We start from the raw sequence: 17,556 nt of genomic DNA on the forward strand, positions 1-17,556 counted from the left end.
CAGAGAGTAATCCCGCTGAGTGCGTTTAACATACTGTTTCATCACATTCTCCTCAAAACCAGTGGAAAATGTGTCAACGCTATTCAGGACGGGACAAACCCCGATAAAAAGGCGACTGCTCAGTCGCCTTTTTTGTCGCCGGACTCAGGACGCTTTCATCCTTGACAGGCTGAGCAGGGCGGCGACGGTAGAGAATCCCCCGGCTAATAACAGCGAGGCGTGGGTTCCGCCATTTCCCATCAGATTGAACAGCAACGCAACCAGCGCTGCACCGCTGCTCTGCCCCAGTAAACGTGCCGTTCCTAGCATACCGCTGGCACCGCCGCTGCGGTTGCGCGGAGCTGCGGTGACGATGGTGTGGTTATTGGGTGACTGAAACAGGCCAAAACCTGCACCGCACAGCATCATGCGCCAGATAATATCACTATCCTCAGGCTGGGCCGGCATCCGGGCGAGCAGGAACAGCCCGACAGCAAACAGAGCCAGACCAATGCCGCCCAGTAAACCGGCATGCACCCGCTCAATCAGGCGGCCAGCCACCGGCGAAAGCAGCATGGTGGCCAGCGGCCAGGGCGTCAACAGCAAGCCCGTAGCAACTTCATCACGACCCAGTACGCTTTGCAGATAGAAAGGCAGTGAAACCATGGCCAGCATCTGGGCGCAGAAAGAGCACACTGATGTGCAGATCGACAGGGCGAAAATGGGAATACGCAATAAATCGACCGGCAGTAACGGCACCGCCATCGCTAACTGACGACGAATAAAGAAATAACCCACCAGGATGACCACCACCACTTCACTGGCTATCAGCCAGTGCGATTGTCCCTGTGCAAAGCCGCCCAGCGCAGAAATTAACAGGCCGAAAAAAAGCGCATTCATCACGGCACTGATGACATCAAACTTCTGTGTTTTTGCCCGTTGTGGGTTATCCGGCAGGTAGCGTAACGCCAGCCACAGTGTCACCGCACCGAGCGGCAGGTTAACCAGGAATAACCAGCGCCAGCTGGCGAACGAGAGAATGGCCGCCGCAACTGTAGGCCCGGCGGCGGTTGAGATCGCGACCAGCAGTGCGTTAATGGCGATCCCGCGTCCCAGATAGCGGGGCGGATAGATGATGCGTATCAGGGCCGTATTCACGCTCATTATCGCGGCACCGCCCAGTCCCTGCATGACGCGCGCCACGGTCAGCATCGTCAGGGAGGACGACAGGGCGCAGAATACGGAGGTCGCGACAAACACCACCAGGCCGAACTGATACACGCGACGGTAGCCGACGATATCACCCAGAAATGACAATGACAGCAGCGAAGAAACAATGGCGATCTGATAGGCGTTAATCACCCACACCGACTGGGCCGGACTGGCCTGCAGTTCACGTGAAATGGTGGGAAGCGCCACGTTGGCAATCGAACCGTCTAACACCGCCATGATGAGGCCAATGGCGATCGTCAGAATGGCCCAGTACCGTTGTGGCACAGCAAGTCCGCCGTCTGAAGAAGAGAGTGACATAGAGGCTAATATTAAAGGGGGTGAATATCATGATCCTAATCAATTACCGGACAAAATGCATCGCGCCGGGCCGAAAAATATATTTTGCAGATGTTACAGGCGTTGAAAGATTGCTGGGGCAATGTCGGCCCATCTATACTGCAACCTCGTTCCGTTTTTTTTGAAACACGTATTCAAGGTGGCACATGGTTCCTGATGAAAAGGACAAACAGCCTGATTCGGTCTCGTCGGTGCAAAAGGTGTTTGGCATTTTGCAGGCATTAAGTGACGCGCGCGATCATGGGATTACCGAACTGGCTCAACGGCTGATGATGTCGAAAAGCACCGTTTACCGTTTCCTGCAAACCATGAAGTCACTGGGCTATGTGGCCCAGGAAGGGGAAAGTGAGAAATACTCGCTGACGCTAAAACTGTTTGAGGTGGGATCGAAAGCGCTGCAGAACATCGATTTGATTCGCAGTGCCGATGTGCAGATGCGGGAATTGTCCCGCCTGACCAAAGAAACGATTCATTTGGGCGCGCTGGATGACGAGAGCATCGTCTATGTTCACAAGATCGATTCGTTGTATAACCTGCGCATGTCGTCGCGTATCGGTCGCCGTAATCCGCTGCACTCTACCGCGCTGGGTAAGGTGTTATTAGCATGGCGCAGCCGTGATGACGTCAACGAGATTCTGCAGCGCATGACGTTTAGCATTCATACCGCCAATACACTTTCTGACGCGGGTGCGCTGCTGGAGGCGCTGAGTCAGGTGAAGCAGCAGGGTTATGGTGAGGATAACGAAGAGCAGGAAGCGGGCGTGCGCTGTATCGCCGTGCCCATTTTTGATCGCTTTGGCGTGGCCGTCGCCGGGTTGAGTATCTCTTTTCCCACCATTCGCTTCTCAGAGTCGAATAAGCAGACTTATGTCACGATGCTGCAAGACGCGGGACGACGTCTTTCCGCCGAGCTGGGTTATCACGATTACACGTTTTCGTAAAAAAAAGCGGGCCAGTTGGCCCGCTTCAGTGCGATCAGTTATCAACCACTTCACTACTTTTCTTCAACAGCGGGCAGTCGGTCACGCCCACTACGCCGCTGTCCGTGTGCAGATACTGTGCCGTGATCATGCCCCGTGCGGTAAGGTAGTTACACTTAAGTCCCAGTCCCGCCGCATTCTTATTACTGCCAGCCAGAATGCCATAGCCGGTAAACAGCATCGCCAGCCAGATGATCCCCACAACAACAATCGCCCGAATAAACAGTTTCATTGTATCTCCTTATGATACCTAACGCAGCGTTCCAGTGACTGCTGCCTGACATGATGTACCGCAGCAGCATGCCTCGCTTTGACGCGGGAAGCGATCAGAGATAACTGAAATGAGCAGAATGATGCCCATCCCTTACTCCGCCATTATCTTTTACTGCGCCGCAGGGTAGAATAGACGGTCGCACCTTTTATGGTGGTTTCACCTGGTATCTTGAGGAAGTTATGAATGAGTTAGCCGCTAATGCGGGTCCAGTGGTCAGCTATGGCGTGATGGGGATAATGCTGATTGTGGCATTGATCCTGTGGTTCTACGTTAACCGCGCCAGCGTTCGGGCAAATGAACAGATTGCGTTGCTGGCGTCGCTGCTGGAAGAGCAAAAGAAACAAAACGCATTGCTGAAGCGTTTGATCGAGAAGCAAAGTGGTACGTCAGAGCAAAAAACTGACGCGCAGCCGGAAAATGGCGATTTTATTCGCCTCATTCCGGAACGTTAACGCCTGCATGGAGGCCGGATGGCCTGGAAGAATCCCTGGTTTGACAGCAGTAAAGCCCATCACACACCGGCGGGTTTTCGTAACCCTGAACCTGACACACGCCAGCAGGGTGACCTGAAGCGCTGGCGTAAGGAACGTAAAGCCCAGGGATTACCCCATCCGCCTCAGCGGGGTTATGACGACTTTATTGCGCAGTGGTGGCAACCTGCCGACCTGAGCGGTGAGGATGACCGGCTCTGGTGGCTGGGCCATGCTGCGCTGCTGTTGCGGCTGAATCAACGCTATATATTAATCGATCCCGCGCTTTCCCCGCGGGCCTCGCCTCTGCCGTTTATCGGGCCAGAACGGAAAACGCCGTCCCCGCTGACCATCAGTCAGTTGCCTCGTCTGGATTACGTGCTGATCTCCCATAATCATTACGATCATCTGGATAAGCCAACCATCAAGCAGATCGTACGCCATTTTCCTGAGGCTGTTTTTCTGGTGCCCTTGGGTCTGGCGGACTGGTGTAAACGTCGTGGGGTTAAACAGGTGCACGCGCTGGACTGGTGGCAACACAAGGCGATGGGTGGGATTCAGTTTGATGCGGTACCGGCCCGCCACTGGAGTATGCGCACCTTTACCGATCGCAACCGATCTCTCTGGTGCGGTTGGGTCATTAAAACCGACTCAGTGCGCTTTTGGTTCTCGGGTGACAGTGGCTACACGGAAAATCTTCATGCCATTGCAGAACGTCACGGCCCGTTCAATCTGGCCGCGCTGCCCGTCGGGGCCTATGAACCCCGCTGGTTTATGGGGGCACAACATATGGACCCTCAACAGGCGGTGGCGTTGTGGCGGGCAATCGGCCAGCCTCTTACTGTCCCAATCCATTGGGGGGTTTTTGAACTGGCCGATGAATCGCTGGATGCGCCTCCGGCGGAATTGCAGCGTGTTTTAACGCAAAGCGGTGAAGCGAGCAGGCACTTTACGCCATGGCAGATTGGCGAGAGCCGCAGCCTGACATATATCAACCCGATTAATCCGTCGTGATAACATTCTCGTCAGACGCCGCTACGTGTTGACTGGAATCCATTTTAATATCCTACATGGCGCAGGCCTAATTCAAAAAACGCCTGCGCGCAAGCTATAAATGATTGCGTTCACGCTCAACTTATGATTTTGCTGAAAATAATATTTATATGTGTACGGAATAAGTTTTGTTGTACAAGCTTGCCGCAATAGATTACTCGCGCTTCACTTATCTGCTCCTTTATTTGGTGCAATATTGCCATATTAGTGCAATGTTATTTTTTTAATGTTATCCATCGCGAGTGAGGTGGGTAAGGGAGTCAGATATCATCCTGTCCGGGCAGGAAAGCATTATTTTATAGTGATGTCAGGGCTATTACTGGCGTTCGCTATCCAGGGTTTTGTACCAGGAAGTACATTCTCTGGGAGCCACTTTGCAATTATGCAAAAAGCGCCGGTCAGGCATATAAAAATGGCTTGCCATTATTTAGCGGATATGTGATAACAATTCGTGGGTTAAACGAGGTACAGTTCTGTTTATGTATGGCATCTTCAGTAAAGAAGTTACGAGTAAAGACGTTGACGTTGAATACCGCTTCCTTGCCGAACTTTAATCAGTGCCTCATTCAGTAATGTCTCTGTTTTATCTGTAGGTTAGCCTCCGGGCAAAATAAACACTTTAAGGAATTAGTAAAATGGCAAAGATTAAAGGTCAGGTTAAGTGGTTCAACGAGTCTAAAGGCTTCGGTTTTATCACTCCAGCTGACGGTAGCAAAGATGTGTTCGTACACTTCTCTGCTATTCAGGGCAACGGTTTCAAAACACTGGCTGAAGGCCAGAACGTAGAGTTCGAAATTCAGGACGGCCAGAAAGGTCCAGCAGCAGTTAACGTTACTGCTATCTGATTTCGCCTCAGACGGGTGCCAGGCACCACAGTCTCAGATATTAAAGCCTTGGCCATCTGGCCGAGGCTTTTTTTACGCTTTCGATATTGTTTCCCGTCGAGTACACTTCTGCGCGTCGATTTCTGCCGGAGCGCCTGATGTCTTTGATTTGCCCACTTTGTCACTTTCCCCTGAGCCTTACCGAACGCAGCTGGCGCTGTGAGAATCGTCACCAGTTCGACCAGGCGAAAGAGGGCTATGTCAATTTGCTGCCCGTTCAACATAAAGGCTCGCGTGAGCCGGGCGACAGTGCTGACATGATGCAGGCGCGGCGTGAGTTTCTTCAGGCCGGTTATTACCAGCCGTTGCGGGATCGGGTGGTGAGCGTGCTTAATCAGCACCTGCAGCAACCGGCTGCGCAGATTCTGGACATCGGCTGCGGGGAAGGTTACTACACGGGCGCATTCGCCGACAATCTCGCCCCTGAAGGGCAGGTATACGGTCTGGATGTGGCGAAAATGGCGATTCGACTGGCGGCTAAGCGCTATCCGCAGGTGTTATTCTGTGTGGCCTCAAGCCAGCGCCTGCCGTTTAGTGACAACATGTTGGATGCGGTGGTACGTATCTATGCGCCCTGCAACGAGGCGGAACTGAGCCGCGTCATCAAACCGGGTGGCCTGCTGCTAACGGTTACGCCCGGGCCTCATCATCTGGAGCAGTTCAAGGCGCTGATTTATCGCGAGGTGCAGCTTCACGCGTCGGAAGAGAAAGTCTACCAGGGATTTACGCAACGGGCCCAGCACCGTTTGACCTATCCGATGGCGTTGACCGCACAGGCGGCAACCACCCTGTTGCAGATGACCCCGTTTGCCTGGCGCGCGCGGCCAGAAGTCTGGCAGTCCCTCGCTGAAAGCTCGCAATTTCACTGTGACGCGGACTTTATGATTACCCTTTGGCAACGCGACTAACGCGCCTCGACCAGCGTTTGGTAAATACGCTCAAGATCGTCAAGCTGCTGCACGGCGATCAGCAAACGTCGCTGCTCAAGCTGCATGACTAAAATGCCGTCCTCTGAAAGATTCATACCCTGTATGCGCCGATAGTCTGTCCACATGCCCGCATAAAACAATCCCTGACTTTTCATCAGCAGTTTGGGACGACGCAGCCAGAAAAGCCAAAATGATAAAAAACACAGCACCATCAACAGCGCGGTGGTAAGTTTCGGGCCTTGATGGGCGACGTTGTTCCACAACAGGATGAGCAGTAAACCTATGAAGATCAGGCTGTCGGCTTTATGACGGCGTTGTAACGGTACACGTAACAGCGTGGGGCCATGACGACGTGGCAGAACCGCTTCATCATAAACAGCAAAAAACAGAAGGGCGATGATGCAGAGGGCGATGATGCCGTCGGTCAATGACATTGTTCTTCCTTTACAGATAAAAGCCGGCTTTCTCACGCAGCGGGCCGCTTAAAAGCATCGGGAGCCGAGGCTCCCGATGCGGTTAACGTTACAGCCCGAGCAAACCGATCCAGTAACCAAATATACCGATAGCAAAGAAGCCAACGATAATCCACAGCGCATTAACCTTGCGGCGCAGCAGCCACATACAGGCGAAAGTCAGCAGGAGCGGGACAATGCCCGGCATCAGCTGATCCAGAATCGACTGTACGGTCGTCACCGTGGTTTTCCCGGTCTGATCGGTAATGCGTGAAACCACCAGCGGAATATTGACGTGCGTCCACTTGTTAACCAGCGCGCCCATAACAAACAGGCCGAGAATCGATGCTCCCTCGGTCAGTTTTTGCAGGAAGCCACCGCCCATGTCGCTGACAATATCGATCCCTTTACGATAACCATAAGCGACACCGTAGTAACGGGTTAACAGGCGCGCCAGGTTAAACAGGATAAAAAACAGCAGCGGACCGAGCAAACTGCCGCTCATCGCAATGCCTGCGCCTAAGGCCGCAAACACCGGACGAACGGTTCCCCAGAAAATCGGATCGCCTACGCCGGCCAGCGGGCCCATCAGGCCCACTTTGATACCGTTTATTGCACCGTCATCAATCGCTGCACCATTAGCGCGCTGCTCTTCCATCGCCATCGTCACACCTAACACAGGCGCGGCCACGTAAGGATGCGTATTAAAAAACTCAAGGTGGCGTTTGATCGCCTGCTTGCGGTCGTCATTGTTTTCAGGATAAAGACGGCGGATCACTGGCACCATTGAGAAACAGAACCCCAGCGCCTGCATACGTTCAAAGTTCCAGGAACCCTGAAACAGGTTTGAGCGTAAAAATACAGCGCGAACGTCACCCGGCGTCAGTTTCTTTTCGACTTTTGTTATATCAACCATGTTGTCACCTGTTCCTTAATCGAGTTCGTTGTCGAGGTCGTTAGCTGACGGCGATGCCGCGGGCCCACCGGCCACGCGGTTATATTTCGGGCTGAGCTGGATATAAAGCACCGCCATCACGACGCCAATCACGCCTAAAGCCACCAGGTTAAAGTTGGTAAACGCGGCAGTGACGAAACCCAGATAGAAGAACGGCATCAAATAGCCTGCACGCATCATATTGATGACCATGGCGTAACCGACGACCACGATCATGCCACCTGCGATGTTCAGACCGTTGGTGACGACCTCAGGGATGGAGCTGAGCAGAGAGTGAACCGCATCCGTTCCCACCGAGATGGCAACAATCAGCGCCGGTATCGCGATGCGCATTGCCTGAAGCAGCAAGGCGGAAACGTGAATCCATGAGATGGCCGTAAGGTTGCCTTTTTCCGCGGCTTTGTCCGCCGCATGCTGGAACGCCACGGTCAGCGTACGCACGATGATGGTCAGAACCTGACCGGCCGCCGCCAGTGGGATGGCCAACGCAATACCAGCACCCACGCTCTGTCCACCGGCAATCACCAGAATGGTGGAGATAATGGAGGCCAGCGCGGCATCAGGCGCAACAGCAGCACCGATATTCATCCAGCCAAGTGCAATCATCTCCAGCGTACCACCGATGATGATGCCGGTTTTCATATCACCAAGCACAATCCCGATCAGCGTACAGGCCACCAACGGGCGATGAAACTGGAACTCATCCAGAATCGAACCCATACCGGCAATACAGGCGACAATAAAGATTAAAATAATTTGAAGTGTGGTTATTTCCATCATACTTCTTGTCCTCTACAGGATAGAAAAATATAGCTGGCGTGTTATGCGCTCACCTTAGCCACCAGATCCATCATTTTTAGTTTTTGATCGCCCGAGACTTTGCGCACTTCAAGTTCTATATTGCGCGCGTGAAGCTGGCGGAAGGCGGCGATATCTTTTTCATCGACCGAGACGGCATTATTCACCTGGGTTTTCCCCTGGCGAAATGCCATACCGCCAATGTTGACGCTCTTGATATCCACGCCTTGTTCAACAATCCGCAGGACATCCGTTGGGTTGGTAAACAGCAGCATGACACGATCGCGGGCATATTTGGGGTTATTCCAGACGCGCACCATTTTATCGATGTCCACCACATGCGCGGTGACGCCCGGCGGTGCCACCTGGGTTAACAGCGTTTTACGCACTTTGTCGTTAGCCACCTCATCACTGACCACGATAATGCGGCTGACGTTAGTTTCTTTGGTCCAGCGCGTAGCGACCTGCCCATGAATAAGACGATCGTCGATGCGTGCCAGGCAAATATTCATGTGTTCGTCAGGCGTCAGCGGCCGGTTGACGGGGGCCGCTGCGCGAGGCGCAGACGGCGGGGCGGCAACAGCAGCCGGTTTTTCTTCAGGTTGTGCTTTTAACGCTCTGACGCCTTCACGGCCGGTTTCAACCGCAATCGCCACCAGTTCGTCAAAAGAGGGGTTATCGTCTCGGGCCATCAGGGTTTCGACTAACATAGGAATGTTTACCCCGGCGATCACCTCGTGATGCGTTTTATCAACGACCAGCCGACTGGCTGCATTGAATGGACTGCCGCCCCAGGTATCCACCAGGAAAAGCACCCCCTGTGATGTGTCCAGCTCTGCCAGTCGTGCCTGATATTTTTCTATCAGGGTGTCAGCATTCTCCCCCGGTACAAAATCTATCCATGCGACATTGTTCTGTTCGCCTAAAAGCATCTCTGCCGTTTTAAGCAGCTGCTCCGCTGCCCAGCCGTGTGTACCAATTACAAGAGCAATGGTCACGTGCTACCTCCGTTCGCTTGTTGGTTCATCATAATGTGAGGAACCGTTAAGAATTATCGCGTTAACAACATCTAAATCTTGTTAATGTGAATTAACCTAATTTCAACATTGTTGGGATAACCAACTCACTACGTGAATGCCGGATTTATTTTAGTGTCCGAAAAAATAAAGTTTGTGATATTGGTTGGCTATTTGCAGCATAAAAGAGGGAAATTGAGTTTTTATGACGCCTGAACCCGGCCGTGAGAGAGTGTAAAAATAAGAAAATTTTTTGACCTCGTGGTACGAACTGATACATTAGCGATCTGTTTATTATTCAGGAGTAGCGGGCAGCAGCCCACCCTTATGGATCGTCACCGACGTTGCTTAACCTTGTCTTTGCGCTCTTCAGCGCGTCAATTCACGCCAGACCGCGTTTTCTCTGCTTTTCCGCGCTTATTTCAGTCACGTCATCTGACGCTGGCACGCTTTAACGTAATCACATCCTTGTTCAGGAGTCACTAATGGAATTTCTGTTCGACCCCTCGATCTGGGCGGGATTGCTCACGCTCATCGTGCTGGAAATCGTTCTCGGCATTGATAACCTGGTCTTTATTGCCATTCTTGCGGATAAGCTGCCGCCTAAGCAGCGTGATAAAGCGCGTTTGATTGGTTTGTCGCTGGCGCTGGTCATGCGTCTGGGCCTGTTATCGCTTATCTCCTGGATGGTGACTCTGACGCGCCCACTGTTTAGCGTGGGAAGTTTCAGCTTCGCCGGACGCGATCTCATTTTGCTGGCGGGAGGGATATTCCTGTTATTCAAGGCCACCATGGAACTGCATGAGCGGCTGGAGAACCGTGAGTTGGAAAACAACGGCAACCGCAGCTACGCCAGTTTCTGGGCGGTTGTGACGCAGATTGTCATCCTGGATGCGGTCTTCTCACTGGATGCGGTGATTACTGCCGTCGGTATGGTCAATAACCTGCCGGTGATGATGACAGCGGTTGTTATTGCGATGATCGTGATGCTGGCGGCGTCTAAGCCCTTGACAAAATTCGTCAACGCGCATCCCACTGTGGTGGTGCTGTGTCTCAGCTTCCTGTTGATGATCGGCCTGTCGCTGGTGGCCGAAGGCTTTGGTTTTCACATTCCGAAAGGTTATCTGTACGCGGCGATTGGTTTCTCGATTCTTATCGAGTTGTTCAATCAGATTGCCCGCCACAACTTTATCCGTCATCAGTCGCATCGACCTATGCGTGAACGCACCGCCGAGGCGATTTTGCGGTTGATGGGCGGACGTAATCGGGTGCAGTCCGCTCCCGCGAGCACGGAAGAGCAGGCGATTGCCATTGCCATGCCACAGGAAGCCTTTAAAGACGAAGAACGCTATATGATTAATGGCGTGCTGACGCTGGCGTCCCGTTCGATTCGCAGCATTATGACGCCGCGTGGTGATATCTCCTGGGTGGATGCCAACCGTCCGGTTGACGAAATTCGTATTCAGCTGCTGGATACGCCGCACAGCCTGTTCCCGGTATGCCGGGGTGAGCTGGATGAAATCATTGGCGTGGTCAGAGCCAAAGAGCTGTTGGTGGCGCTGGATCACGGCGTTGACGTCGCGACCTTTGCTGCCAATACACCGATCATCATCGTGCCGGAAACGCTTGACCCGATTAACCTGCTGGGCGTCTTGCGCCGTGCCAAAGGCAGCTTTGTTATCGTGACTAACGAGTTTGGCGTGGTACAGGGCTTAATCACGCCGCTGGATGTGCTGGAAGCGATCGCCGGTGAGTTCCCGGATGAAGATGAAACGCCGGATATCATCATGGACGGTGATGGCTGGTTAGTGAAAGGCGGCACCGACCTGCATTCACTGCAGCAGCTCCTCGACTTCCACGAGCTGGTAAAGCCGGAAGAAGATCACGCTTCTCTGGCAGGGTTGCTGATTGCGCAGAAAGGGCAGTTGCCTAAGCCTGGCGACGTCATCGATATTGAGCCGCTTCATTTTCAGATCATCGAAGCCACAGAGTACCGTATCGATCTGGTGCGCGTGACCAAAGATCAACAACATGATGAGGAAGAAGAAGGTTAACCTACCTTCTTAGCGTAAAACGCATCACATAGTGATGCGTTTTTTTTTGCGCGAAGACATGACCTGCTGACGTAATGGATGGCGTTGAGGGCACTACAGGTCACAGGTCAGTTGATGATGGCGCAACCACGCCGGAAAGTCCTCCAGCGGCATCGGACGGGCAAAGTAATAACCCTGTAGATGATCTACGCCGCGATCGCGCAGATAGGCTGCCTGCTCCTGGGTTTCTACGCCCTCTGCGACCAGGCTGATATTCAGACGCTGCGCCAGCGAGATCACCATATCGGTGACGGTGGCGTTAATCGCATCCGTTCCGATAGAGGCGGTAAAGATTTTGTCCAGTTTAAGCACGTCCGGCTGCAAATCTTTCAGGTAGGACAGCGAACTGTGCCCGGTACCGAAATCATCTATCGCCAAACGCACGCCGATGTCGTGCAGTTGAGCAATGACCGTCTGATCGACCACGGGCAGGGCATCACGCTCGGTTAATTCGACCACCAGTTGGGGGACAGGATTAGCGGGCCACCAAATATTTTGCAGGTCTTCCAGAATGGCACGTTCGCGAAAATGGCTGGCCGCGACATTAACGGCAATATGAAAGTGTGGACTGTGGGGAAGATCCGGCAAGGCGTCGACGACGCGGTTCAGCACAAAGCGGGTTAACGGCTCAATCAGGTTCTGGCGTTCAACCAGGGGAATAAAAACGTCGGGTGGAATCCAGCCCTGACGCGGATTATGCCAGCGCAACAGAAGTTCAATGCCATCACATTTACCGTTTCGGGCATTGATCAGGGGCTGGCAGTAAACCATAAATTCATTGGCTGTGATGCCGTAGCTAATCTGCCAGCTCAGGCTCATGCGATTGGCGGTTGCCAGCCAGACCACATAGCCAATCAGCAAACTCAGCATGAGCGCCAGGGGCAACTGCGAAGGCAGAGAGGCCAGGGCCAGGCGCGAAGGTGAGGGGCCATAAAGGGTAACGGTATAGGGATAACGCAGCGAGGCTTCGGTATAGGTAACTTCATCCTCAGAAGGCAGCGTGGACTCAATGAGAGGATTGCCATATTCAAGGCTTTTGCCGTTCACGTTAAAAATTGCCCGTTCAACCCAGGGTGCCTGCGGCTCCAGCAGGTAGCTGCTCATTAATTCAATATTGATGGCCTGAAGTATTCCGGAACGGTTATCCAGCATCGTGGGCGTCCACAATAACAAGACGGGCGAACCTTTGAGCAAATAGTCATCCGTGGAGAGCAGCATGCGCTTCTCGTTAAGGGCAAGTTCAGGGTAGGTCTGGCTGAACGAGATATCTCGTGAGCCAAAAATACTGGAACAGTAAAGCCTGTCCTCCTCGACCAGCAAAATAGCGCGCACGGTTTGTAGTGAAGAAATTTTTTCGATTAAGGGAAAACGGGCATCCGGACAGGACATTCCGACCAATCCCTGCATGTTGTTGGCGGAGACATCAAGCGGTGAAAACATGCGATCAAAACGCGTAATTGCATTATCGGCAAAACTGATTGCTCGCTGTTGAACATATGATTTTTCTTCAAAGTAGCGAAAAGCCAGCGTTAACGAGAGAACAATAGAAGCAATCACCACAGCAATAAGCAATCGCTTACGTCTGTATTGTCCAACATATTGCTGGGCCATGAACATCAAGAATCACCTTCCCAAAACCAGAAAATAGATATAGCTGGGTTGTTATCGGCACGGCCCAACGCAAATTTAGGACCCGAGCGTAAAATGAAAGGCTACAAGAAAAGCAGAGCGACCCGCAGGTCGCTTTAATATCGTTAATATTTATAGCAGGCAGGACTGACTAATGCACTGGTTAAAAAGCAAAAAATTAGAATTAAATCTCAAAAATGATTAGTCACACTGAACTTTTATTGCCAGACCGCCCCGTGACGTCTCGCGATATTTCGCATTCATGTCTTTGCCGGTCTCGTACATGGTTTCTATCACCTTATCCAGTGAAACGCGCGGTTCACTGGTACGACGCAGGGCCATGCGTGCGGCATTGATGGCTTTCACTGATGCGATAGCATTACGTTCAATACAGGGCACCTGAACCTGACCGGCTACGGGATCGCAAGTCAGGCCAAGGTTGTGCTCCATGCCGATTTCTGCGGCGACGCAAACCTGCTCCGGGCTTGCGCCTAACAGTTCTGCCAGACCTGCCGCCGCCATCGAACAGGCCACGCCAACTTCACCCTGACAACCGACCTCAGCACCGGAGATAGAGGCATTCATTTTGTAAAGAATACCAATGGCACCGGAGGCAAGGAAATAGCGAATAAAGATATCGGGTGTAACCGTTTCAATGAAGTGGTCATAGTAAGCCAGCACCGCCGGCACAATGCCGCAGGCACCATTAGTGGGTGCGGTAACGACGCGCCCACCGGCGGCATTCTCTTCGTTTACCGCCAGCGCATACATGTTGATCCAGTCGATAACGACCATGGGATCGTTAGAGTGCTTGGCGGAGGAGATCAGTAAACGGCGCAGCGAGGCAGCGCGACGTGGAACGCGCAACGGGCCAGGCAGGACGCCTTCGGTGTTGAGACCGCGATCGATACAGGCCTGCATGGTTTGCCAAATTGTCGTGAAATACTGGTTAATCTCTTCACGCGAATGCAGCGCCAGTTCGTTTTTCATCACCAGTCCGGACAGGGAAAGCCCGGTCTCGCGGCAGTGGGATAATAATTCTTTGGCAGAATGGAACGGCCAGGGCACGGACACTTCATCCAGCGCAGACTGACCGAAATGCTCCTCATCGACAATAAACCCACCGCCAACGGAGTAATAGGTTTTTGACAGCACCAGCAGATCGCCGGAAAACGCCAGCAGACGCAGGCCGTTTTCATGCAGCGAGAGATTCTCGCTGCGGAACACCATGCCGCCTTCACGAGGGAAATCGACTTCATGGGCACCTTTCGCGATCAGCAAACGTTCCCGCTGTTGCACATCTTTAATGAAGGCGGGGATAGCATCGATATCGACGCTGTCAGGCGACTCACCCGCTAATCCCATAATAATGGCGATATCCGTATGGTGACCTTTGCCGGTCAGCGACAGGGAACCATAGACATCGACGGCGATGCGTGTCACCTCATGCAGTTTGCCCTGTTCAGACAACAGATCCACAAACTGTTTACCCGCTTTCATCGGACCGACCGTATGAGAACTGGATGGGCCAATGCCCACTTTAAACATGTCAAAAACCGAAATCATGGGTGACACTCCTCACAAAAAACGTTCAGACTGCCGCAGCAGTTTATGGCGCTAATAGTAAACGGCTAAGCAGGGTAAACGCGCTGCTTTTCGCATGAAATAAACTAATTAACACCACGAGAAAAAATTATAGTGTGATATTGCGCGGCAGCCTGTAAACAGGCGCAAAAATGGAGGCTGCGTCAATTAAAATGCAATCTGCTGACTCAGCGAACGAATAATCCCTGCTGTCATTCCCCAGACCAGGTAATCCTGATAGCGCGACAACCAGACAGGATGACGAATCCCGGCGCGATAGTAATCAAGCTCGGCATAACGGCTCAGACGTAAAGCTTCCGTGAGCGGCATTTCAAACACACTTAACACTTCATCCGGATTGATGCGCAGCGCAATCTGGTCTGGAATGATGCCTACCACCGGCGTGACCTGAAACCCCGTGCTGCTGGTGACAGCCGGCAGACAGCCCAGGACATCGACCTGCAGAGGCGAAATACCCACTTCTTCGTGCGCTTCGCGTAATGCGGTGGCAACCAGAGAGGCATCTTCAGGGTCCTGCATGCCGCCGGGAAAGGCCACCTGTCCGGCGTGCTTCCGTAATCCGTGCGAACGCTGGGTGAGCAGCAAACCCGGCTGCTGGCGTGCCACTATGGGAATTAACACCGCAGCATGACGACCTGAGAGTGCTTGTGCAGGCTCCAGGGGCTGTTGCAGTAAAAAACGGGTGCGGAAATCCGCGAGCGTCAATGCCATTCAGGCCCCTTTTTCCAGCGCAGGTAAAATACGACTGACTTTATCCAGGGTTTCCTGATATTCAGATTCGAGTTCGCTGTCTGCCACTAACCCGCCGCCGGCAGAGCAGTAAAGATGATGATTTTCGGCCACCAGCGTGCGGATAGTGATACTGGTATCCATACGGCCACATAAACTCAGGTAACCGATGCTGCCACACCAGGCGTTGCGGCGTTGCGGCTCCAGCTCATCAATAATCTCCATGGCACGAATTTTAGGCGCGCCGGTGATCGAGCCGCCGGGAAAGCAGGCGCGCAGCAGATCGCAGGCCTGTAGGTGATCAGGCAGCGTGGCGCGAATAGTGCTGACCAGATGATGAACCGCAGGGAAGGGCTCCACCACAAACAGTTCCGGGACGCTGACGGAACCCGCAACGGCGACCCGGCCAATATCATTACGCAGCAGATCGACAATCATCAGGTTCTCGGCGCGGTCTTTGGTCGAGGTACGCAGGCTTTCGGCCTGAGCCGCGTCAGCAACAGGATCGCGGTTACGCGGGCGGGTGCCTTTAATCGGCCGGGTCGTAATGACGTGTTGATCCAGCGCCATAAAGCGCTCGGGGGACAGGCTGAGGATGGCACTTTCCGGCAGACGTAAGAAGGCGCTGAACGGCGCGCGGTTGGTCTGGTTCAGGAGGCAAAAAGCACGCCATTCATCGCCCTGATAGCCTGCTTTAAAGCGCTGTGCCAGATTAACCTGATAGCAGTCGCCCGCCTGAATATAAGCCTGCACTTTGTGGAAGCGTTGCGCGTATTCATCCCGGCTAAGGTTGGACTGCCACTTGCTGGTCAGCGAGAAAGGCGCGGTTTCACGTTCGGGCCAGCCTTCAAGCCAGCGAAGACGTCGCGCAACATCATCAATGGCAACCAGCGTTAATGTATGACGGTGATGGTCGGCAATCAGCGCCCAGCTATAAATGCCGATGGCCATATCCGGTGTATGAAGATCGGCGAGGGCGGTCTGCGGCAACTGCTCAAAACGCCGGCCCAGATCATAGCCAAACAGACCCAGCGCGCCGCCTAAAAACGGCAAGTCCGGATGGCGTTGCGGGGCAATGCCCAACGCGTCGCACTGCTGTTGTACCAGGGACAGGGGATCGTCCTGGCTACGTTGGGAGCGATCGCCCTGCTGAATTTCTGTTATCCTGCCCCGGGTCGTCAGCGTCGTCAGCGGATCGGCGGTCAGGATATCAAAACGATTATCGCTGTGGTCAGCTTGTCCTGAAGACAACAGCATCGCCCACGGCAGATGCGCAATACGGGAAAAATAGTGGGTGATGGCGTCAGGCGAATAACTTAGGTTATGAGTTTGAACGATCATTGAGCACGAAATCTGACATCAGTAAGGCCGTTAGACTGACATATTTTTTCCTGACTGGCACCTGTTTGTTCCCCATGAAATAATGGCAGCCTCATAGCAGGAGTAAAACATGATTACAGGATTACCCGCACTTTCACACGACCAGCAGCAGCGCGCTGTTGAACGTATTCAGCAATTAATGGCTGGTGGCATGTCCAGCGGTGAAGCCATTACCCTGGTTGCGCAGGAGATTCGCGAAAGCCACACCGGTGAACTGATCCGGGCGCGCTTCGAAGATGAAGACGACGAAGGCTGACGCCCCGTAAGCGGTTTAGCGTGCAGCGATAATTTTTATTTCGACTTTATACTGTGGATTCATTAAACCTGCCTGAACCGTGCAGCGAACGGGCGCGTTATCGGGTGAAACCCAGGCGTCCCAGGCGCGGTTCATTGCGGCAAAATCAGCTTTATCCACCAGGAAAATAGTGGCATCAAGGATTTTGGTTTTGTCACTGCCCACCCGCGTAAGCAGGGCATCAATCACCGCCAACGCATTGGCGGTTTGCGCTTCGGCATCCGCCTCCAGGTTTTCAGGCACGCTGGTATAAAAAATCGTGTCGTTATGAATGACCGCTTCGGACATACGATGTTCTGGATCAATGCGCGTAATGCTCATCATCTTCTCCCTGTTTTTTTGAACGCCTAGCCTGCCATAATCCCGGTGCGATTGTCATCCGTTGCAGCGCGCACTGGGCGTCAGCCGCGCATCACGGGCGGAAAAATGGTATAAAACGTCGCTTACCGGTTCAGGACTATCAGGA

The 17,556-nt window shown here is 53.1% G+C and carries 18 protein-coding genes and 1 pseudogene; 8 read left to right on the forward strand and 11 right to left on the reverse strand.

Going from position 1 to position 17,556, the window contains the following annotated elements; translation table 11 throughout:
* Window positions 1-144: 144 nt before the first annotated feature.
* Window positions 145-1,509, reverse strand: coding sequence for an MFS transporter (locus CMR03_RS00780; RefSeq protein WP_063879855.1), 1,365 nt, complete (start codon window positions 1,507-1,509; stop codon window positions 145-147).
* A gap of 185 nt (window positions 1,510-1,694) precedes the next feature.
* On the opposite strand from CMR03_RS00780, the gene kdgR reads away from it, so the two are divergent.
* Window positions 1,695-2,489, forward strand: coding sequence for a DNA-binding transcriptional regulator KdgR (gene kdgR / locus CMR03_RS00785; protein WP_096010486.1), 795 nt, complete (start codon window positions 1,695-1,697; stop codon window positions 2,487-2,489).
* Window positions 2,490-2,523: 34 nt separating this feature from the next.
* On the opposite strand, the gene CMR03_RS00790 is transcribed toward kdgR, so the two are convergent.
* Complete coding sequence (locus CMR03_RS00790; protein WP_063879853.1) at window positions 2,524-2,760, reverse strand: YobH family protein; 237 nt, start codon at window positions 2,758-2,760, stop codon at window positions 2,524-2,526.
* Window positions 2,761-2,981: 221 nt separating this feature from the next.
* Between CMR03_RS00790 and CMR03_RS00795 the strand changes: the two genes are divergently transcribed.
* From CMR03_RS00795 to rlmA, 5 genes and pseudogenes are all read left to right on the forward strand, one after another.
* Window positions 2,982-3,254: a YebO family protein gene (locus tag CMR03_RS00795; protein ID WP_063879852.1), complete on the forward strand. Its 273-nt coding sequence runs from the start codon at window positions 2,982-2,984 to the stop codon at window positions 3,252-3,254.
* A gap of 18 nt (window positions 3,255-3,272) precedes the next feature.
* Window positions 3,273-4,286: an MBL fold metallo-hydrolase gene (locus CMR03_RS00800; RefSeq protein ID WP_063879851.1), complete on the forward strand. Its 1,014-nt coding sequence runs from the start codon at window positions 3,273-3,275 to the stop codon at window positions 4,284-4,286.
* Between the two features lie 518 nt (window positions 4,287-4,804).
* Window positions 4,805-4,923, forward strand: a pseudogene (locus CMR03_RS24910) (DUF2627 domain-containing protein).
* Window positions 4,924-4,960: 37 nt separating this feature from the next.
* Entirely contained in the window at window positions 4,961-5,170 is a 210-nt protein-coding gene (gene cspE, locus CMR03_RS00810) for a transcription antiterminator/RNA stability regulator CspE (protein WP_001062678.1), read from the forward strand.
* A 137-nt stretch (window positions 5,171-5,307) separates the two neighbouring features.
* Entirely contained in the window at window positions 5,308-6,117 is an 810-nt protein-coding gene (gene rlmA / locus CMR03_RS00815; RefSeq protein ID WP_096010487.1) for a 23S rRNA (guanine(745)-N(1))-methyltransferase, read from the forward strand.
* Here the strand turns inward: rlmA and CMR03_RS00820 are convergent.
* The 4 genes from CMR03_RS00820 to manX form a co-directional block, all read right to left on the reverse strand.
* A complete protein-coding gene (locus CMR03_RS00820; RefSeq protein ID WP_096010488.1) occupies window positions 6,114-6,572 on the reverse strand; it encodes a DUF986 family protein in 459 nt (152 codons plus the stop codon). The genes rlmA and CMR03_RS00820 overlap by 4 nt on opposite strands.
* Before the next feature lie 88 nt (window positions 6,573-6,660).
* Window positions 6,661-7,506: a PTS mannose transporter subunit IID gene (locus CMR03_RS00825; protein WP_013026024.1), complete on the reverse strand. Its 846-nt coding sequence runs from the start codon at window positions 7,504-7,506 to the stop codon at window positions 6,661-6,663.
* 15 nt (window positions 7,507-7,521) lie between these two features.
* On the reverse strand, window positions 7,522-8,322 hold the full coding sequence (locus tag CMR03_RS00830; protein WP_063881190.1) for a PTS mannose/fructose/sorbose transporter subunit IIC: 801 nt from the start codon (window positions 8,320-8,322) through the stop codon (window positions 7,522-7,524).
* A 44-nt stretch (window positions 8,323-8,366) separates the two neighbouring features.
* Window positions 8,367-9,341 (reverse strand): PTS mannose transporter subunit IIAB, encoded by a 975-nt coding sequence (manX, locus tag CMR03_RS00835; RefSeq protein WP_096010489.1) that lies wholly within the window; start codon window positions 9,339-9,341, stop codon window positions 8,367-8,369.
* A gap of 503 nt (window positions 9,342-9,844) precedes the next feature.
* Between manX and CMR03_RS00840 the strand changes: the two genes are divergently transcribed.
* Entirely contained in the window at window positions 9,845-11,413 is a 1,569-nt protein-coding gene (locus CMR03_RS00840) for a TerC family protein (protein ID WP_096010490.1), read from the forward strand.
* Window positions 11,414-11,506: 93 nt separating this feature from the next.
* Here the strand turns inward: CMR03_RS00840 and CMR03_RS00845 are convergent, their stop codons facing one another.
* The 4 genes from CMR03_RS00845 to pabB form a co-directional block, all read right to left on the reverse strand.
* Window positions 11,507-13,069, reverse strand: a complete 1,563-nt coding sequence (locus CMR03_RS00845; protein ID WP_096010491.1) for an EAL domain-containing protein — start codon at window positions 13,067-13,069, stop codon at window positions 11,507-11,509.
* A gap of 213 nt (window positions 13,070-13,282) precedes the next feature.
* Entirely contained in the window at window positions 13,283-14,647 is a 1,365-nt protein-coding gene (locus tag CMR03_RS00850; protein ID WP_063879846.1) for an L-serine ammonia-lyase, read from the reverse strand.
* A gap of 186 nt (window positions 14,648-14,833) precedes the next feature.
* The gene (locus tag CMR03_RS00855; RefSeq protein ID WP_063879845.1) at window positions 14,834-15,397 is read right to left on the reverse strand and encodes a CoA pyrophosphatase; all 564 of its coding nucleotides are present in this window, start codon (window positions 15,395-15,397) and stop codon (window positions 14,834-14,836) included.
* Entirely contained in the window at window positions 15,398-16,756 is a 1,359-nt protein-coding gene (gene pabB / locus CMR03_RS00860) for an aminodeoxychorismate synthase component 1 (protein WP_096010492.1), read from the reverse strand.
* A gap of 109 nt (window positions 16,757-16,865) precedes the next feature.
* Between pabB and CMR03_RS00865 the strand changes: the two genes are divergently transcribed.
* Window positions 16,866-17,051 carry a YoaH family protein gene (locus CMR03_RS00865; RefSeq protein ID WP_063879843.1) on the forward strand — a complete coding sequence of 62 codons (186 nt, stop codon included), beginning with the start codon at window positions 16,866-16,868 and terminating at the stop codon, window positions 17,049-17,051.
* 15 nt (window positions 17,052-17,066) lie between these two features.
* Here the strand turns inward: CMR03_RS00865 and CMR03_RS00870 are convergent, their stop codons facing one another.
* Entirely contained in the window at window positions 17,067-17,411 is a 345-nt protein-coding gene (locus tag CMR03_RS00870) for a RidA family protein (protein ID WP_096010493.1), read from the reverse strand.
* Between the last annotated feature and the right edge of the window lie 145 nt (window positions 17,412-17,556).

It is taken from the genome of Pantoea allii (genome assembly GCF_002307475.1).
GTDB lineage: Bacteria > Pseudomonadota > Gammaproteobacteria > Enterobacterales > Enterobacteriaceae > Pantoea > Pantoea allii.